18 protein-coding genes are annotated in these 14,326 nt (G+C 70.2%); 4 read left to right on the top strand and 14 right to left on the bottom strand.

Annotated elements, in window-relative coordinates; all coding sequences use genetic code 11:
• Positions 1-40: 40 nt before the first annotated feature.
• From ACLJQF_RS42735 to nucS, 6 genes are all read right to left on the bottom strand, one after another.
• Positions 41-1,033 (bottom strand): DUF3558 domain-containing protein, encoded by a 993-nt coding sequence (locus ACLJQF_RS42735; RefSeq protein WP_410616028.1) that lies wholly within the window; start codon positions 1,031-1,033, stop codon positions 41-43.
• A 47-nt stretch (positions 1,034-1,080) separates the two neighbouring features.
• The gene (locus tag ACLJQF_RS42730; RefSeq protein ID WP_410616027.1) at positions 1,081-1,371 is read right to left on the bottom strand and encodes a hypothetical protein; all 291 of its coding nucleotides are present in this window, start codon (positions 1,369-1,371) and stop codon (positions 1,081-1,083) included.
• 9 nt (positions 1,372-1,380) lie between these two features.
• Positions 1,381-3,078 carry a sodium:solute symporter family protein gene (locus tag ACLJQF_RS42725; RefSeq protein WP_410616026.1) on the bottom strand — a complete coding sequence of 566 codons (1,698 nt, stop codon included), beginning with the start codon at positions 3,076-3,078 and terminating at the stop codon, positions 1,381-1,383.
• A 195-nt stretch (positions 3,079-3,273) separates the two neighbouring features.
• Positions 3,274-4,050: a hypothetical protein gene (locus ACLJQF_RS42720; RefSeq protein WP_410616025.1), complete on the bottom strand. Its 777-nt coding sequence runs from the start codon at positions 4,048-4,050 to the stop codon at positions 3,274-3,276.
• 383 nt (positions 4,051-4,433) lie between these two features.
• Positions 4,434-4,640 carry a DUF1653 domain-containing protein gene (locus tag ACLJQF_RS42715; RefSeq protein ID WP_410616024.1) on the bottom strand — a complete coding sequence of 69 codons (207 nt, stop codon included), beginning with the start codon at positions 4,638-4,640 and terminating at the stop codon, positions 4,434-4,436.
• 1 nt (position 4,641) lies between these two features.
• The gene (nucS, locus tag ACLJQF_RS42710) at positions 4,642-5,301 is read right to left on the bottom strand and encodes an endonuclease NucS (protein ID WP_410616023.1); all 660 of its coding nucleotides are present in this window, start codon (positions 5,299-5,301) and stop codon (positions 4,642-4,644) included.
• A 37-nt stretch (positions 5,302-5,338) separates the two neighbouring features.
• On the opposite strand from nucS, the gene ACLJQF_RS42705 reads away from it, so the two are divergent.
• Positions 5,339-5,884: an NUDIX domain-containing protein gene (locus ACLJQF_RS42705; protein ID WP_410616022.1), complete on the top strand. Its 546-nt coding sequence runs from the start codon at positions 5,339-5,341 to the stop codon at positions 5,882-5,884.
• Here ACLJQF_RS42705 and ACLJQF_RS42700 read toward each other — a convergent pair.
• The 4 genes from ACLJQF_RS42700 to ACLJQF_RS42685 form a co-directional block, all read right to left on the bottom strand.
• Positions 5,820-6,326, bottom strand: coding sequence for a DUF2867 domain-containing protein (locus ACLJQF_RS42700; protein WP_410616021.1), 507 nt, complete (start codon positions 6,324-6,326; stop codon positions 5,820-5,822). The two genes, ACLJQF_RS42705 and ACLJQF_RS42700, sit on opposite strands and share 65 nt — an antisense overlap.
• Positions 6,323-6,823, bottom strand: a complete 501-nt coding sequence (locus ACLJQF_RS42695) for a TetR/AcrR family transcriptional regulator (RefSeq protein ID WP_410616020.1) — start codon at positions 6,821-6,823, stop codon at positions 6,323-6,325. Before ACLJQF_RS42695 ends, ACLJQF_RS42700 begins: the two co-directional genes overlap by 4 nt.
• A gap of 62 nt (positions 6,824-6,885) precedes the next feature.
• Entirely contained in the window at positions 6,886-7,653 is a 768-nt protein-coding gene (locus ACLJQF_RS42690) for an enoyl-CoA hydratase-related protein (protein ID WP_410616019.1), read from the bottom strand.
• Positions 7,632-8,618 (bottom strand): GlxA family transcriptional regulator, encoded by a 987-nt coding sequence (locus ACLJQF_RS42685; RefSeq protein ID WP_410616018.1) that lies wholly within the window; start codon positions 8,616-8,618, stop codon positions 7,632-7,634. Before ACLJQF_RS42685 ends, ACLJQF_RS42690 begins: the two co-directional genes overlap by 22 nt.
• Positions 8,619-8,689: 71 nt before the next feature.
• On the opposite strand from ACLJQF_RS42685, the gene ACLJQF_RS42680 reads away from it, so the two are divergent.
• Positions 8,690-9,259 (top strand): cysteine hydrolase family protein, encoded by a 570-nt coding sequence (locus ACLJQF_RS42680; RefSeq protein WP_410616017.1) that lies wholly within the window; start codon positions 8,690-8,692, stop codon positions 9,257-9,259.
• On the opposite strand, the gene ACLJQF_RS42675 is transcribed toward ACLJQF_RS42680, so the two are convergent.
• From ACLJQF_RS42675 to ACLJQF_RS42660, 4 genes are all read right to left on the bottom strand, one after another.
• The gene (locus ACLJQF_RS42675) at positions 9,225-11,243 is read right to left on the bottom strand and encodes a protein meaA (protein WP_410616016.1); all 2,019 of its coding nucleotides are present in this window, start codon (positions 11,241-11,243) and stop codon (positions 9,225-9,227) included. The genes ACLJQF_RS42680 and ACLJQF_RS42675 overlap by 35 nt on opposite strands.
• 85 nt (positions 11,244-11,328) lie before the next feature.
• Complete coding sequence (locus ACLJQF_RS42670) at positions 11,329-11,856, bottom strand: hypothetical protein (RefSeq protein WP_410616015.1); 528 nt, start codon at positions 11,854-11,856, stop codon at positions 11,329-11,331.
• A gap of 64 nt (positions 11,857-11,920) precedes the next feature.
• Positions 11,921-12,442 (bottom strand): PH domain-containing protein, encoded by a 522-nt coding sequence (locus ACLJQF_RS42665; RefSeq protein ID WP_410616014.1) that lies wholly within the window; start codon positions 12,440-12,442, stop codon positions 11,921-11,923.
• A gap of 9 nt (positions 12,443-12,451) precedes the next feature.
• Positions 12,452-12,982, bottom strand: a complete 531-nt coding sequence (locus ACLJQF_RS42660; RefSeq protein ID WP_410616013.1) for a hypothetical protein — start codon at positions 12,980-12,982, stop codon at positions 12,452-12,454.
• A gap of 77 nt (positions 12,983-13,059) precedes the next feature.
• On the opposite strand from ACLJQF_RS42660, the gene ACLJQF_RS42655 reads away from it, so the two are divergent.
• Positions 13,060-13,686 carry a LysE family translocator gene (locus ACLJQF_RS42655; RefSeq protein ID WP_410616012.1) on the top strand — a complete coding sequence of 209 codons (627 nt, stop codon included), beginning with the start codon at positions 13,060-13,062 and terminating at the stop codon, positions 13,684-13,686.
• Entirely contained in the window at positions 13,686-14,312 is a 627-nt protein-coding gene (locus ACLJQF_RS42650; RefSeq protein ID WP_410616011.1) for a LysE family translocator, read from the top strand. The genes ACLJQF_RS42655 and ACLJQF_RS42650 overlap by 1 nt, the downstream gene beginning before the upstream one ends.
• Positions 14,313-14,326 lie beyond the last annotated feature (14 nt).

Genomic DNA, 14,326 nt, shown 5'->3' with positions numbered 1-14,326 from the left:
GGGGTTCCCTTCCTACCTCTCCGCGCGGCCCGCCGCCAGATCAGGGTTTGGGGAGCTTGGTGACCACGTTCTTCGCGACGGTCACCGCCTTGCCGCACGGATCGGCGTCATTGTCGGCATAGCCCTGGTAGTCCACCTGGGCCAGTTCGACGTCGTCGCCCTGCCACGGCCGGTGCTGCCACTCGACCTTGCACCGCGCCGAACCCCCTGTCGCCTGCTTCTGGAAGCCGGTCACGCCGTTGCCGAGGTCCACCTTGGAGTAACCGTCGCCGACGAGCGGGGGCAGGCCCGGCAGGAACCGGACCGTCGCCGTCGGGCCCCGGTCCTTCCACTCGCACGAGTGCAGGCCCGAGGGCGCGGGCTTCGCGGCCGGCACGGCGGCGGTCACCACCGCCGGATCGGCCATCGCGCACGGATCGGCGGTCAGCACGGTGCCCGCGGGCGTCGGGTACTTCTCCGGCGAGTCGTGCAGCTTCTGGACGACGGCCGCGGCGAACGTCTGCCCGGGACGGCAGGGGTCGCCGGGGTAGCCGACCGACACCGCGAGCGCCATGTCCGGGTTCAGCGCCGTCATCACGGCGACGGTGCAGTCCGTGTCGCCGGTCTTGTCGACGCGCAGCGGCAGCCCGCTCACCACCCCGGTCGTCTTGTCCGTCCGCGGCACCACGGTGCTGCCGATCTCGAGTTCGAGCCGGATCTCCTTGCCGCCGGGGTCCTTCACCTTGTTGCTGCAGGTGTCGAAGGCGATGGACGACGGCGACGGGTCGTCCTCGACCGTGCCGAGGCCCAGCGCGCCGAGGGCGTCCTTGGTCAGGAACTGGCACGGCTGGATCGTGCGGAGCACGCCCGCCGCCACGGCGGCGTCGGTGATCGGGCCGTCGGCGACCTGGCCGGCGCCGGCCGCGGCGGGCACCGTCGTCCGGGCGAAGTTGGACTTGCCGAGGTCCGGCCCGCACGCCGTCAGCGGCAGCGCGAGTGCGGTGACCAGCAGGAACAGCTTCGGGAGACGGCGGCGCCGAGCGTCTGGGAACACGCGATGCACGGTAGCGGCACCCTCGCGCCGCTGTCCGGACAACCCGGCTATTCGCCCGCCACCGTCGGTGTGTCGCCCGTCTCGGCCTCGGGGTCGGCCGGCACGACGAGCGGGCGCACCAGGGCCCAGGTGACGAACAGCGCCGCGACCACCAGCATGCCGATGCCGGCCCACAGGTTGATGTTGACGCCGGCGGCCTTCTCGATCTCCGCGTCGGTGGTGAAGCCGATGCCCATGACCGTGAGGATGACGCCGTAGACGCCGATCAGCAGGGCGATGATCAGCCGGATGTCGAAGGCGCCTGCCTTGTGCGCGCGCGGCTGCGACTCGGTAGCCATTCCGACCTCCTAGAAGATGATGTTCAGGGCGATGGTCAGGACGAGCACGATGCCCGCGAGCAGGCCCGGCTTGCGGTACCAGCCCGCGTTCTCGCCGGTCGAGTCGTGCTGCCGGGTCTCCTTCGGCGTCAGCGAGTAGACGAGGCCGACCAGCTCCTCGTCCGGCTTCGGCTTGGTCGCCAGCGAGACGGCGACGCTCACCACGATGTCGACGACGAACGCGGTCCCGGCGGCGACGAAGCTGATGCCCTGGCCGGTGAGGCCCAGCACCCCGGCCTGCGAGAGGCCCCAGACGGTGATCGCGGACAGGGTGCCGAACACCAGGCCGCTCCAGCCGGCGTGCGGGGTCATCCGCTTCCAGAACATGCCCAGGATGAACGTCGCGAACAGCGGCGCGTTGAAGAAGGAGAACAGGTCCTGCAGGTAGTTCAGGATGTTGCCCGAGTTCGACGCGATGAAGGCGGTGCCGATCGCGAGGATCGTGCCGGCCGAGGTCACCACGCGGCCCAGGTTCAGGTAGTAGTGGTCCGGCTTGTCCTTCTTCACGTACGTCTGCCAGATGTCGTACGTGAAGACGGTGTTGAACGAGCTCAGGTTCGCCGCCATGCCGGCCATGAACGAGGCCAGCAGACCGGCGATGGCGATGCCGAGCATGCCGTTCGGCAGCAGGTCGCGCATCAGCAGCAGGAGCGCGTTGTTGAAGGTGACGCCGCTTTCGGCGGTGCCGCCGTCGAGCAGGACCTGCTTGTCCTTGACGTACTCGGACACGGTGACCGCGGCGATCATGCCCGGGATGATCACGATGAACGGGACGAACATCTTCGGGAACGCACCGATGATCGGGGTGCGCCGCGCGGCCGACATGCTCTTCGACGCCATCGCGCGCTGGACCTCGACGAAGTTCGTCGTCCAGTAACCGAACGACAGCACGAAGCCGAGACCGAAGACGATGCCCAGCACCGAAAGCAGGCTGTTGCCGAAGCCGGTCAGGTTGTCACCGGGCCACGAGTGCAGCTGCGCGGTGCCACCCGGGCTGTTGGTCACCTTGTCGACCAGGCCCTGCCAGCCGCCGACCTTGACCAGGCCGATGATCGTCAGCGGCACCAGCGCGATGACGATGACGAAGAACTGCAGGACCTCGTTGTAGATCGCGGCGGACAGGCCGCCGAGCGCGGTGTAGGAGAGCACGATCGCGGCGGCGATGATGATCGACACCCACAGCGGCCAGCCCAGCAGCAGGTTCACCACGCTGGCCAGCAGGAAGAGGTTCGCGCCCGCGATCAGGATCTGGGCCGCGGCGAAGCTGACGCCGTTGACCAGGTGGGCCGGCTTGCCGAAGCGCCGCCGCATGAACTCCGGGACGCTGCGGACCTTGGAGCCGTAGTAGAAGGGCATCATCACGATGCCGAGGAACAGCATCGCCGGGATGGCGCCGATCCAGAAGTAGTGCACGGTCGGCAGGCCGTACTGGGCACCGTTGGCGGACATGCCCATCACCTCGACCGCGCCGAGGTTCGCCGAAATGAAGGCCAGGCCGGTGACCCAGGCGGGCAGCGACCGGCCCGACAGGAAGAAGTCGAGGCTGCTCGACACCTGCCGCCGCGCCAGGTACCCGATGCCGAGCACGAGCGCGAAGTAGAACGCCAACTCGATGTAGTCGATCGCGCTCGCGTCGAGTCGCAGGTTCGCATCGGCTAGGACGAGCACCCGACCCACCTCCGGCAGTACTTTCGGACAGGACAAGATCCGACAGGAATCACCAGTATTCCGTCGGATCCGGACAGTACTGCATGGATTCAGGGTCGGCACGCCGACAGGTCCACAATGGCCGGAGGGCGCGCCTCCCCTGGTCACCACCAGGGGAAACGCGCCCTCGTCCACGCGCCGCGGGAGCGGCTGGACTCACCGGTCGGTCGGTACCGCGATCTCGCCGTCCTCCTCGATCAGCTTGGCGAGCACCGCGTCGGGCAGGTAGGTCCGGTGCGGGAAGCCCGGGCCCCAGGAATTGAGGATCGGCACGGCGCCGAGCTCGTCGGCACGCGGGTTGGCGAGCACGGAATGCACGTCGTCGACCGACTTCGCCCAGCGGAACGCCTTGATGCCCTGCTTGGCTTCGGGCGTGTACTTCTCGCGGGTGTGCCAGTCGTTGTCGGCGTAGGACTCGTCCCACAGGACGTGGCCGGTGTCCTTGAGCACCTCGGCCGCGGCGCGGACCGACGTGCCGTTCTCGTCACCGGGGTTCGTCTCGGGCCACTCGTCGCGCTTCTTGGCCGAGTCCCAGAGCCAGCGAGCCGCGTACTCGCTGCCGTTGAAGATCGACATGCACCGCGACCAGCCGAAGCCGACGCAGGCGCCCTCGTGGCCCTGGTCGTAGAACGCGTACCAGGCGTCGGTGTCCGGGGTGCCACCCGGCTCGAGGCACACGCAGTGGCCGCCGCGGATGTGGCCGAGCTTCTTGACGCCGGCCCTCGCGATGAAGAACTCACCGGACTTCTCGTCCTGCTCCGGCTGGTCGAACGCCGAGTACCAGTTGACGCCGATCACGACCGGCGCCCGGGTGGGCCGGTCTTCATCGGCCAGCGCGCCGAGCGGATACCTTTCCACGTGCCGCCAGTCGTCCGGAATGAACCGGCCGAGGCGCGGGTCGACCGGGTCGGAACCGAGTGGGCGATAACGCATGACTTCCTCCTCCGTGCAGGCAAAAATGCGTACACGCCGGCCGGCTGGCATGCACACCCCGAGCTCGAAGGCGGACTGAAACGTTGGCACGACGAAGAAAAGACGGCCGAGCGCACCACCCTCCGGCACACCGGACACACCGGCGGAACCCCTCGAATCGAGTGTCGCACAACAACGTCGAATAAGATCCCGAGCTCACCCGAACAGCGCAGGAATCGCAGTGAAAAAGTTTCTTCTCACTGCGCGCCGACCTATCGGGTTAACGATTTGCTGGCGGAGTCACAATCAACGAATCAGATACGAGATTTTCGGCATCGATTCGGTATCGGCACCGAGATCCGCCCCTTCGGGCAACCCGGGGCCGATTTTTCAACGATACGCGGTCAGTCCGCCACCCGCCGGAACCGCGGTACGCGGCCGGCGGGCGTCTCGACGGTCTCGGTGAACATCGGTTCCGGGCGGACCCACAGCCCGCGCTCGCCGTAGAGCGCCCGGTACACCACGAGTTCCTCTTCGGTCTCGCTGTGCCGGGCGACGCCGACCACTTCGTACTCGCCGCCCTTGTAGTGGACGTAGCGACCGGGTTCCACGTCAGAACAGCCGGAACTCGTCGGACTCGATGCCGCGGAGTTCGTCGTAGTCCAGCGTCAGGCAGCGGATGCCGCGGTCCTCGGCCAGCGTGCGGGCCTGGGGCTTGATGATCTGGGCCGCGAACACGCCCTGCACCGGTGCCAGGAGCGGGTCGCGGTTGAGCAGCTCCAGGTAGCGCGTCAGCTGTTCGACGCCGTCGATTTCGCCGCGGCGCTTGATCTCGACCGCCACCGAGCCGCCGTCGGCGTCGCGGGCCATGATGTCGACCGGGCCGATCGCCGTGGGGAATTCGCGGCGGACCAGCGTGTAGCCGTCGCCGAGGGTCTTGATGTGCTCGGCCAGCAGTTCCTGCAGGTGCGCTTCGACGCCGTCCTTCTGCAGACCCGGTTCCGCGCCCAGGGCCTGGGAGTAGTCGTGGAAGATCTCCTCGATCGAGATCACCAGCTTCTCGCCCTGCTTGTTTTCCACGATCCAGATCTTGCCGTCCTCGATCAGCCAGCAGGGCGGGCTCATCCAGTTCAGCGGCTTGTACGCCCGGTCGTCGGAGTGGACCGACACCGAGCCGTCGGACTTCACGAGCAGCAACCGGGTAGCCATCGGCAGGTGGGCGGTGAGCCGGCCGGCGTAGTCGACCTGGCACCGCGCGATCACTAGACGCACCCGAGGAGGGTAGGACAGGGTCGGTGATACTGAGCGCGTGGACCCCATTCAGCGTGTCGCGTCCCGCGAGGTGTACCGGAACAACTGGATGACGGTGCGGGAGGACGAGATCCGCCGCTCCGACGGCTCGCCGGGCATCTACGGCGTGATCGACAAGCCGTCGTACGCGCTGGTCATCGCCCGGGACGGCGACCGGTTCCGGCTGGTCGAACAGTTCCGCTACCCGCTCGGCGAGCGGCGCTGGGAGTTCCCGCAGGGCACCGCGCCGGACCTCGCCGACGTGCCGCCGGCCGAACTCGCCGTGCGGGAACTGCGCGAGGAGACCGGGTTGCGGGCCGGCTCGATGGTCCCGCTCGGCAAGCTCGACGTCGCCGCCGGCATGAGCAGCCAGCGCGGCTGGGTGTTCCTCGCCACGGACATCGTCGAAGGCGAACCGGAGCGCGAGCACGAGGAACAGGACATGCGCAGCGCGTGGTTCGCGCGCGCCGACGTCGAGAAGATGATCCTCGCCGGCGAGATCACCGACGCGCAGTCGATCGCCGCGTGGGCCCAGCTCCTGCTGTACGAGCGGCACCAGCTTTGAGCATCCCGCGGATCACCAGGTGGTGGCACGGTTTGATCAGCGCGAAGTAGGCCGGGCCGACGCGGTTGTGGAAGTGCACGATCGTGCCGAGCCGGAAGCCGTGCGGCAGCGCTTCGACCGTCAGGTACCCGGTCAGGTGACTGTCGTCCGCGCCCGCCACCAGGTACCGCTCCGGATCGCCGGACCGGACGGTGAAGAACGCGATCCGGTCGCCGGGCGCGAAGCCGACGTCCTCGGGCCGGAGCCGGCCGGTCCGCGGCACGGACGCGGTGTCCAGCCGCAACGCCTTGGCGAGCACGTACCGGACGCCGAACAGGGCCTTCACCCAGAACGGCGACCAGCCGAAGACGCCCGCGACGAACTCGCGCAGGCTGTTCTCGCTGGCGATTTCCTTGAACTCGACGTAGTCGGCGCCGTCGAGAAAGGGCTTGAGCTCGGTCATTTCCTGCTCCCCAGAACGAGTTCCAACGCGGTCTTGAGCTGCCGGCCGGACAGCGGTGGCACGACCTGCCCGGCCCCGACGACGATCAGGTAGAGCGCCCGGCCGAGTTCGGCGTCGCCGCAGATCTCGGTGAGGTAGGCCGTGCGGGTGCGGTCGATGCGCTCCTGGACCGTGCGCGCCTCGGCGTCCTGCAAGGCCCAGGCCCGGACGGCGATCTCGAGGTCGGGGCCGGGCCCGGGCACGAGGACGAGGTCCATGAGCGTGCGCAGGCGGTCGCCGTCGGCCTGCTCGGCCTGTTCCACGAACCGCGTGGTGCGTTCGGCCTCGAAGTGCTCCAGCAGCGCGGTGCGGTAGCCGGTCATGCCCTTGAAGTGGTGGTAGAACGAGCCCTTCGACAGCCCGAGGCGCTCGGTGAGCCGCTCGATGGTCACCGACGGCGCCCCGTGTTCGGCCAGCAGCGCCAGCCCCGCGTCCAGCCAGTCCCGTTTGCCCGCCATGGCCATACCATACCGTATGGTACGGTTCGTGGCCACGACGAAACCGGCCGGAGCGGGGAAGCTCAGTCGGGCCAGTCGGGCTTGCGCTTCTCCAGGAACGCCGCCATGCCTTCGCGGGCGCCGGGCAGCTGGGACGCCGCGGCCATGACCTCCAGCGCGATCGCGTAGGCGTCGGCCTCGGGCCGGTCGAGCTGGGCGTAGAGCGTCACCTTGCCCATCGACTTGCTGGCGCGGCTGCCGCGCGTCGCCCGCGACAGCAGATCCCCGACGGCGTCGTCGAGCTGTTCGTCGGACACCACCCGGTTGACCAGTCCCCAGTCGAGCGCGGTGGGCGCGTCGATGACGTCCCCGGTCAGCACCAGCTCCATCAGCCGCTTGCGGCCGATGGAGCGCGCCACCGGCACCGCCGGCGTGTGGCAGAACCAGCCGCCCTTGCCGCCCGGCAGCGCGAAGGCCGCCGACTCGGCGGCCACGGCCAGGTCGCACGACGCCACGAGCTGGCAGCCCGCCGCGGTGGCCAGGCCGTGCACCCGCGCGATGACCACCTGCGGGATCGACTGCATCGTCCGCATCAGGTCCGTGCACACCGTGAGCAGCTCGCGCACGCCCATCAGGTCGCGCGCGGCCACGTCGCCGAAGTCGTGCCCCGCGGAGAACACCGGTCCCGCGCCGGCCAGCACGATGCCGGTCGCGTCGGACGCCCCCGCCGCGCGGAACGCGGCGAGCAGCTCGGCGAGGTGGTCGGCGGACAGCGAGTTGCGCCGTGCCGGCCGGTTCATGGTGATCGTGACGGTGTCGCCGTCCCGGCTCAGCAAAAGGTGCTCGTACATTCCCCGAAGGTAGTCCCTCCGGACCGGAACGTGCGCCGGTAGCTGTCCGGGCCGACGCCGACTTCGGCCCGCATCCGCCGGCGCAGGTTCGCGGCCGTGCCCAGCCCGGACCGTTCGGCCACGCGCTCGACCGGCAGCGACGTCGTCTCCAGCAGCCGCTGCGCGTACCGGACGCGCTGGACGCGCAGCCAGCGTCCCGGGGTCACGCCGGTGGCCGCGGCGAACTCGCGGTGGAACGTCCGTTCGCTCATCCGCGCGTGCCCGACCAGGTCCTCGACGCCGATCCCGGAACCGAGGCGGGCCAGCGCCCAGTCCATTGTGGACGCCATGCCGGGCTGGGCCGCCGACGGCGGCAGCGGGTTGTCGACGTACTGGCGCTGCCCGCCCTCGCGCGCCGGCGGCATCACCAGGCGGCGCGCCAGCGTGGCCGCGACGTCGGCGCCGTGGTCGCGCCGGACCAGGTACAGGCAGAGGTCGAGGCCGCCGACGACGCCCGCGGAGGTCAGGACCCCGCTGTCGTCGGTGTAGAGCACGTCACGCTGGAGGTCCGCGCGCGGGGCGACGCCGGCGAGAGCGTCGAGGTCGCGCCAGTGCGTGGTCGCCGGGCGGCCGTCGAGCAGGCCGGCGGCGGCCAGCGTGAACGCGCCGGAGCACAACCCGGCGACGGTCGCCCCGGCCCGATGTGCCCGGCGCAGCGCCGCGACGGCGGACGGCGGCACGAGAGCAAGGGGGTCGTCGCGGCCCGGCGCCAGCACGAGGTCGCAGCCGTCGAGCCCGGCGAGCCCGTGCGTGGCCGCGACGTCGCCGAACGGCGACGCGGGCGTCCGCACCCGGCCGGGGCTGCACCGCCGGACCGTGAACGGGCCGATCCCGCTGTCGGTCCGGTCCTGACCCCAGACCTCGCCGATCACCGCGAGGTCGAACATCCGGGTGCCCGGCAGCAGGAGGACGCCGATGGTGCGCATGGCAGGAAAGTACCGCATCGCGCGTCTTATGCCACTCCCCGAAGCCGCGCCGAGTAGCCAGACTCGGCGGCATGACCGAAACGGCACTCATCCTGATCGACGTCCAGCGCGGGTTCGACGACCCGGAGTTCTGGGGCCCGCGCAACAACCCGGGCGCCGAAGCGAACATGCAGGCGCTGCTCGAAGCGTGGCAGGAGCGGCGGCTCCCGGTGGTGCTCGTGCACCACGATTCGCCGAAACCCGGCTCGCCGCTGCGGCCGGGCCAGCCGGGCAACGACTTCAAGCCCGAGCTCGACGGGGCCCGGCCGGACCTGGTGTTCGGCAAGAAGGTCAACTCGGCCTTCATCGGCGACGTCGACCTCGACGCGTGGCTGCGCAAGCGCGGCATCACGAGCTTCGTCGTGGCCGGCATCCAGACGAACTTCTGCTGCGAAACCACCGCGAGGATGGGCGGGAACCTCGGCTACGACGTCACTTTCGCGCTCGACGCCACGTTCACGTTCGACCTCCCGGGCGTGACCGCCGACGAGCTCTACCGCGTCACGGCGGCGAACCTGGCGAACCAGTTCGCCACCGTGAAGTCCACAAAGGACATCCTCGGCGAGCTCAGCCGAGGCCGTTCCGCTCCCGGATCAGGCTGACGATGCCGTCCATGATCCCGGTGAGCTCGTAGTCCTTGGGCGTGAACACCCGGGCGATGCCGCGTTCGGCCAGGAGCGCGGCGTCGTCCGGCGGGATGATGCCGCCGACGATCACCGGCACGTCACCCGCCCCGGCGGCACGCAGGCCGTCGACGACGTGCGGGACGACCTCGAGGTGCGAGCCGGAGAGCACGGAAAGCCCGACGACGTGCACGCCTTCCTGCACCGCGGCCGCGACGATCTGCTCGGGCGTCAGCCGGATGCCCTGGTAGACGACCTCGAAGCCGACGTCGCGCGCCCGGACGGCGACCTGCTCGGCGCCGTTGGAGTGCCCGTCCAGGCCCGGCTTGCCGACCAGGATCCGCAGCCGCTCGCCCAGCTCCGCCTCGGTTTCCCGGACCCGCGCGCGCACCCGCTCCAGCTCGGGGTCGCCCACGCCGGCGACCGCGGAGGCGGAAACACCGGTCGGTGCCCGGTATTCGCCGAACACCTCGCGCAGCGCGCCGGCCCACTCGCCGGTGGTCACGCCGGCCCTCGCACAGTCCACAGTGGCCTCGAAGAGGTTTTCCGTGGTCTGCGCGCGTTCCTTCAGCGTGGCCAGCGACCGCTCGACGGCTTCGTTGTCACGCAGGGAGCGCCATTCCTCGATGGCGGTGACGGCGTCCTTCTCGACGACGGGGTCGATCGTTTCGATCGCCTTCGCGCCTTCGGCCTGCAGCGGTGACGGCTCGGTCGTCCCGAACTTGTTGACCCCGACCAGGACCCGCTCGCCGTTCTCCATCTCACGGCGGTACTCGGCCAGCGAGGTGACCAGCTGCGACTTCATGTAGCCGCTCTCGACCGCGGCCACCGCACCACCGAGGTCCTGCACGCGCGCGATCTCCTCGCGGGCGCCGGCCATGATCTCGTCGACCTTGGCCTGGATGACGTGCGAGCCGTCGAAGATGTCCTCGTACTCCAGCAGGTCCGTCTCGAAGGCGAGCACCTGCTGCATCCGCAGCGCCCACTGCTGGTCCCACGGCCGGGGCAGGCCGAGGGCCTCGTTCCACGCGGGCAACTGGATCGCGCGGGCGCGGGCGCCACGGGAGAGCGACACCGCGAGCATCTCCAGCACGATGCGCTGGACGTTGTTCTCCGGCTGGGCCTCGGTCAGCCCGAGCGAGTTGACCTGCACGCCGTAGCGCAGCCGGCGCGCCTTGGGATCCGTCACGCCGTAACGGTCGCGGGTGAGCTCGTCCCAGAGCGCGGTGAACGCGCGCATCTTGGACATCTCCTCGACGAACCGGACGCCCGCGTTGACGAAGAACGAGATCCGCGCGACGACCTTCGCCATGTCGGCCGCGTCGACCTGCCCCGAGTCGCGGATGGCGTCGAGCACGGCGATCGCGGTGCACAGCGCGTACGCGACCTCCTGCGTCGGCGTCGCCCCGGCTTCCTGCAGGTGGTAGCTGCAGATGTTGATCGGGTTCCATTTGGGGACGTGGTGCACGGTCCAGGCGATCACGTCGGTGATCAGCCGCAGGCTCGGCCCGGGCGGGAAGATGTAGGTCCCGCGCGACAGGTATTCCTTGATGATGTCGTTCTGCGTGGTGCCGGCGAGCTTCGCGAGGACTTCGTCGACGTCCCGGCCCTCCGCCTCGGCCTGCTCGCGCGCCACGGAGACGTAAAGCGCGAGCAGCCACATGGCCGGCGCGTTGATGGTCATCGACGTGTTCGCTTCGGCGAGCGGGATGCCGTCGAAGAGCCGCCGCATGTCGCCGATGTGTGACACCGGGACGCCGACCTTGCCGACCTCGCCGCGGGAAAGCTGGTGGTCCGGGTCGTAGCCGGTCTGGGTGGGCAGGTCGAAGGCCACCGAGAGGCCGGTTTGCCCCTTCGCGAGGTTGCGCCGGTAGAGCTCGTTCGACGCGGCGGCGGACGAGTGCCCGGCGTAGGTGCGCATCACCCAGGGGCGGTCTCGTTCGCGGTCCGTTGGGTACGGCACGGGGCACCTCCGGCGGTGGACGTTTCGTCGAGTGTACCGACCGGTAACTTATGGTGGCAGTGCAATCGGACACGTCCGGGTGATGTCAGTCCGCGGCCTGCTCCCGCACGACCAGCTCCCGGACGCGTTCGGCCTCCAGGACGGCGAACAGCTCGATCGGGCCCCCCGCGCCGCGCACCGGCACCGAGACGCCGAGAACGTTCGTGGTCGCGTCCCGCCTCACGAAGCTCACCGTGCCGGTGAAGTGCCGGCCGGGCCAGACGACCGGCCGGTCCAGGTTGCTCAGGTACTCGGACGTGCGGGTGCGGCCCGAACCGCGGTCGGCCACCACGACCCGCTGGTCGGTCACCGCATACACCGCGCGGCGCGTCCTCCGGAGCCGCCACAGCACCGGCCCGGCCACGACGGCAAGCCCGATGACCGCCACGACCACGGTCGCGACCGGGAACCCGCCGTCCGGGACCGGCAGCCCGGCGGCGATGGCGAAACCCGACACCATGACCGAGCCGAAGGCGATGCGATACCACTCGAAGCGCGTCGGGGCGACCCGCTGCGGCCGTCCCGACCACAGCAGCCGTTCACCGGGTTCCAGGGCGATCAAGGGCTCGTCCACGGCGGCCTCCTCTTTTGCCGGGCTGACGCTCCGGGAGGCCGTGCGGGTTGCCCCGGTTCGCGGCTCAGGCGGCCGAGCTGTCCGGTTCCGGTGGCGCCTGACGGGCCTTGGCCTCGTCGATCGCCTTGGTGAGCAGGTCACGGACCCGCTTGGGCTCGCCGACGCCGATCAGCGTCACCGTGCCCGACCCGCCGAAGGCGATGGTCCCGGTGCGGGACGGTCCCGTCTTGAGGGCCGGCGCCGGCAGGCCGGCCAGCTCGCTGGAGCGTTCCTTCAGCCGGAACAGGCCCGAGCGCGCGATGACCCGGCTGTCCGTCACCGCGTAGGTGGTGCGCCCGAGTGCGAGGTACCGGACGACCGACCGGCCGATCGCGCCGTAGAGACCGAGCACGAGAGCGACCACGGCCGCGGCCATGGTGAGGCCGCTGGGTTCGCGCGTGAGCAGAAACCAGAGCGCGACGGCGGCGAGGACGAGCCCGGCAGGGGCGATCACCCCGTCCGCGGCGACGTAGAGCGGGCGCTGGACCGGCTCGCCCGCCCAGAGCACGCGTTCACCGGGCAAAAGATCGATTTCCCCTGCTGACATGGCCGAACACTACTCTGCCGAGGCCCCGCCCGCCGAGTCCCGCGCGCGCCGGATGTGGTCGTACACCCTCTGTGCGTGGTCGATCGCACGGAGCACCAGATCGCGTTCGGCGTACCGGTCGATGTGGACGACCCGGCGCCGGCGCCGGTCTTCCGCGCCGGCGAAGGTGATCGTGCCGGTGCCGTCGGGGTGCGGCTCCAGCACCGGTTCCGGCAGCTCGGCCAGCGGGTAGACGCGCTCCTCGAACTTGCCTTCCTCGTCGGTGTGGACCACGATCCGCCGGTCGGTCACGAAGTACTCGACCAACTCGATCGCGTTCTCCCGCTGCCGGGCGACGAGCGCGCCGATGCCGCCGGCGGCGATCGAGAAGACGGCGCCCGTGACGTTCCCGTCGATCACGAACCAGCCGGTCACGCTCAGCCAGACGAGGGACAGCGCGACGAGCAGCCTCTTGTTCTTCGCCGCGGACGGCACGGGCCGCGGCGAGCACTGCCAGAGCAGGTTTTCGCCGTCGGCCAGCCTGAGTTCCCCCCGGTTCATGGCTCCACGCTACGCGACGAACGGTGTGACCGAAATCCGCGAGACCGGGCCATCCCCGTCGATTAGCGTGGGCAGCCGTGACGTGGAGTTCGTACGGAAGTTATCTGGTCATCGTGGTGCTGATCGTCCTCGCGCCGGGGCCGGACACGATGGTGATGCTCAAGAACGCGCTGTCCGGCGGGTTCCGGGGCGGGCTGCTCGCGTCGCTCGGCATCTTCGCCGGCAACGCCGTGCAGGGCAGCGCCGCGGCGCTGGGGCTCGGCGTCCTCATCGCCCGGTCGCAGCCGGTGTTCGTCGCGCTCAAGTGGGCCGGCGCGGCCTACCTCGTCTTCCTCGGGTTCCAGGCGCTGCGCGGCGCGTTCCGCGGCCACTACCACGCCGTCGAAGAAGCTCAGCGGCGCCGGGGCGGCGGCTTCCGGCGGTTCCGCGAAGGCTTCCTCTCCAACATCACCAACCCGAAGGTGCTGGTGCTGTACCTGTCCGTGCTGCCGCAGTTCCTCGACCCGGCGCGCACGACGACGTGGGACGCGCTCGCGCTGGCCTACACCGTCGCCGTGCTCGGCGTGCTGTGGCTGCTGGTGCTGCTGGTGTTCGTGCACCGCGTGCGGGCCTGGCTGGAACGCCGCCGGGTGCGCCGTGCCCTGGACGGCGTCACCGGCACCGCGCTGCTCGGCTTCGGCGCCGCGCTCGCCCTGGAGTCCTGATGACCTGGAGCACCTACGCCGGTTTCGCCGGGATGATGGCCTTCCTGGCGATGATGCCGGGTCCGGACACGATGGTCGTGCTGAAGAACGCCCTGACCGGCGGTGCCCGCGGCGGCGGCTGGGCGTGCGCCGGCATCACCGTCGCGAACTTCCTGCAGGGCACCGCGGCGGCCCTCGGCCTCGGCGCGGTGATCACCCGCTACCACCCGGTGTTCGAGACGGTGAAGTGGCTCGGTGCGGCTTACCTGGTCTTCCTGGGCATCCAGGCCCTCCGCGGCGCCTGGCGCGGAAACTACGAAGCCCTCGACGACGTCCGCAAGGCCCGCGCCTCCCGCGGACGGCGGTTCCGCGAAGGGTTCCTGTCCAACATGACCAACCCGAAGGTGATCGTGCTCTACCTGTCGGTGCTGCCGCAGTTCCTGACGCCGGGAGTCACGGACCAGACGGACGCGCTGCTGCTGGCGTACACGGTGGCGGCGCTGGGCGTGGTGTGGCAGGTGCTGCTGCTGTTCTTCGTGCACCGGGTGCGGGGCTGGTTGCGGCAGCGGAAGGTGCGGCGGGTGATGGACGGCGCGACGGGCACCGCGCTGGTGGGATTCGGCGCAGTGCTCGCCCTGGAGGGCTGACCGGGCCGGCGGTG

It is taken from the genome of Amycolatopsis sp. lyj-109 (assembly GCF_046548995.1).
Lineage (GTDB): Bacteria > Actinomycetota > Actinomycetes > Mycobacteriales > Pseudonocardiaceae > Amycolatopsis.
Note: the sequence above shows the minus strand (reverse complement) of the source record. Positions and strands in the feature narration are given on the sequence as shown.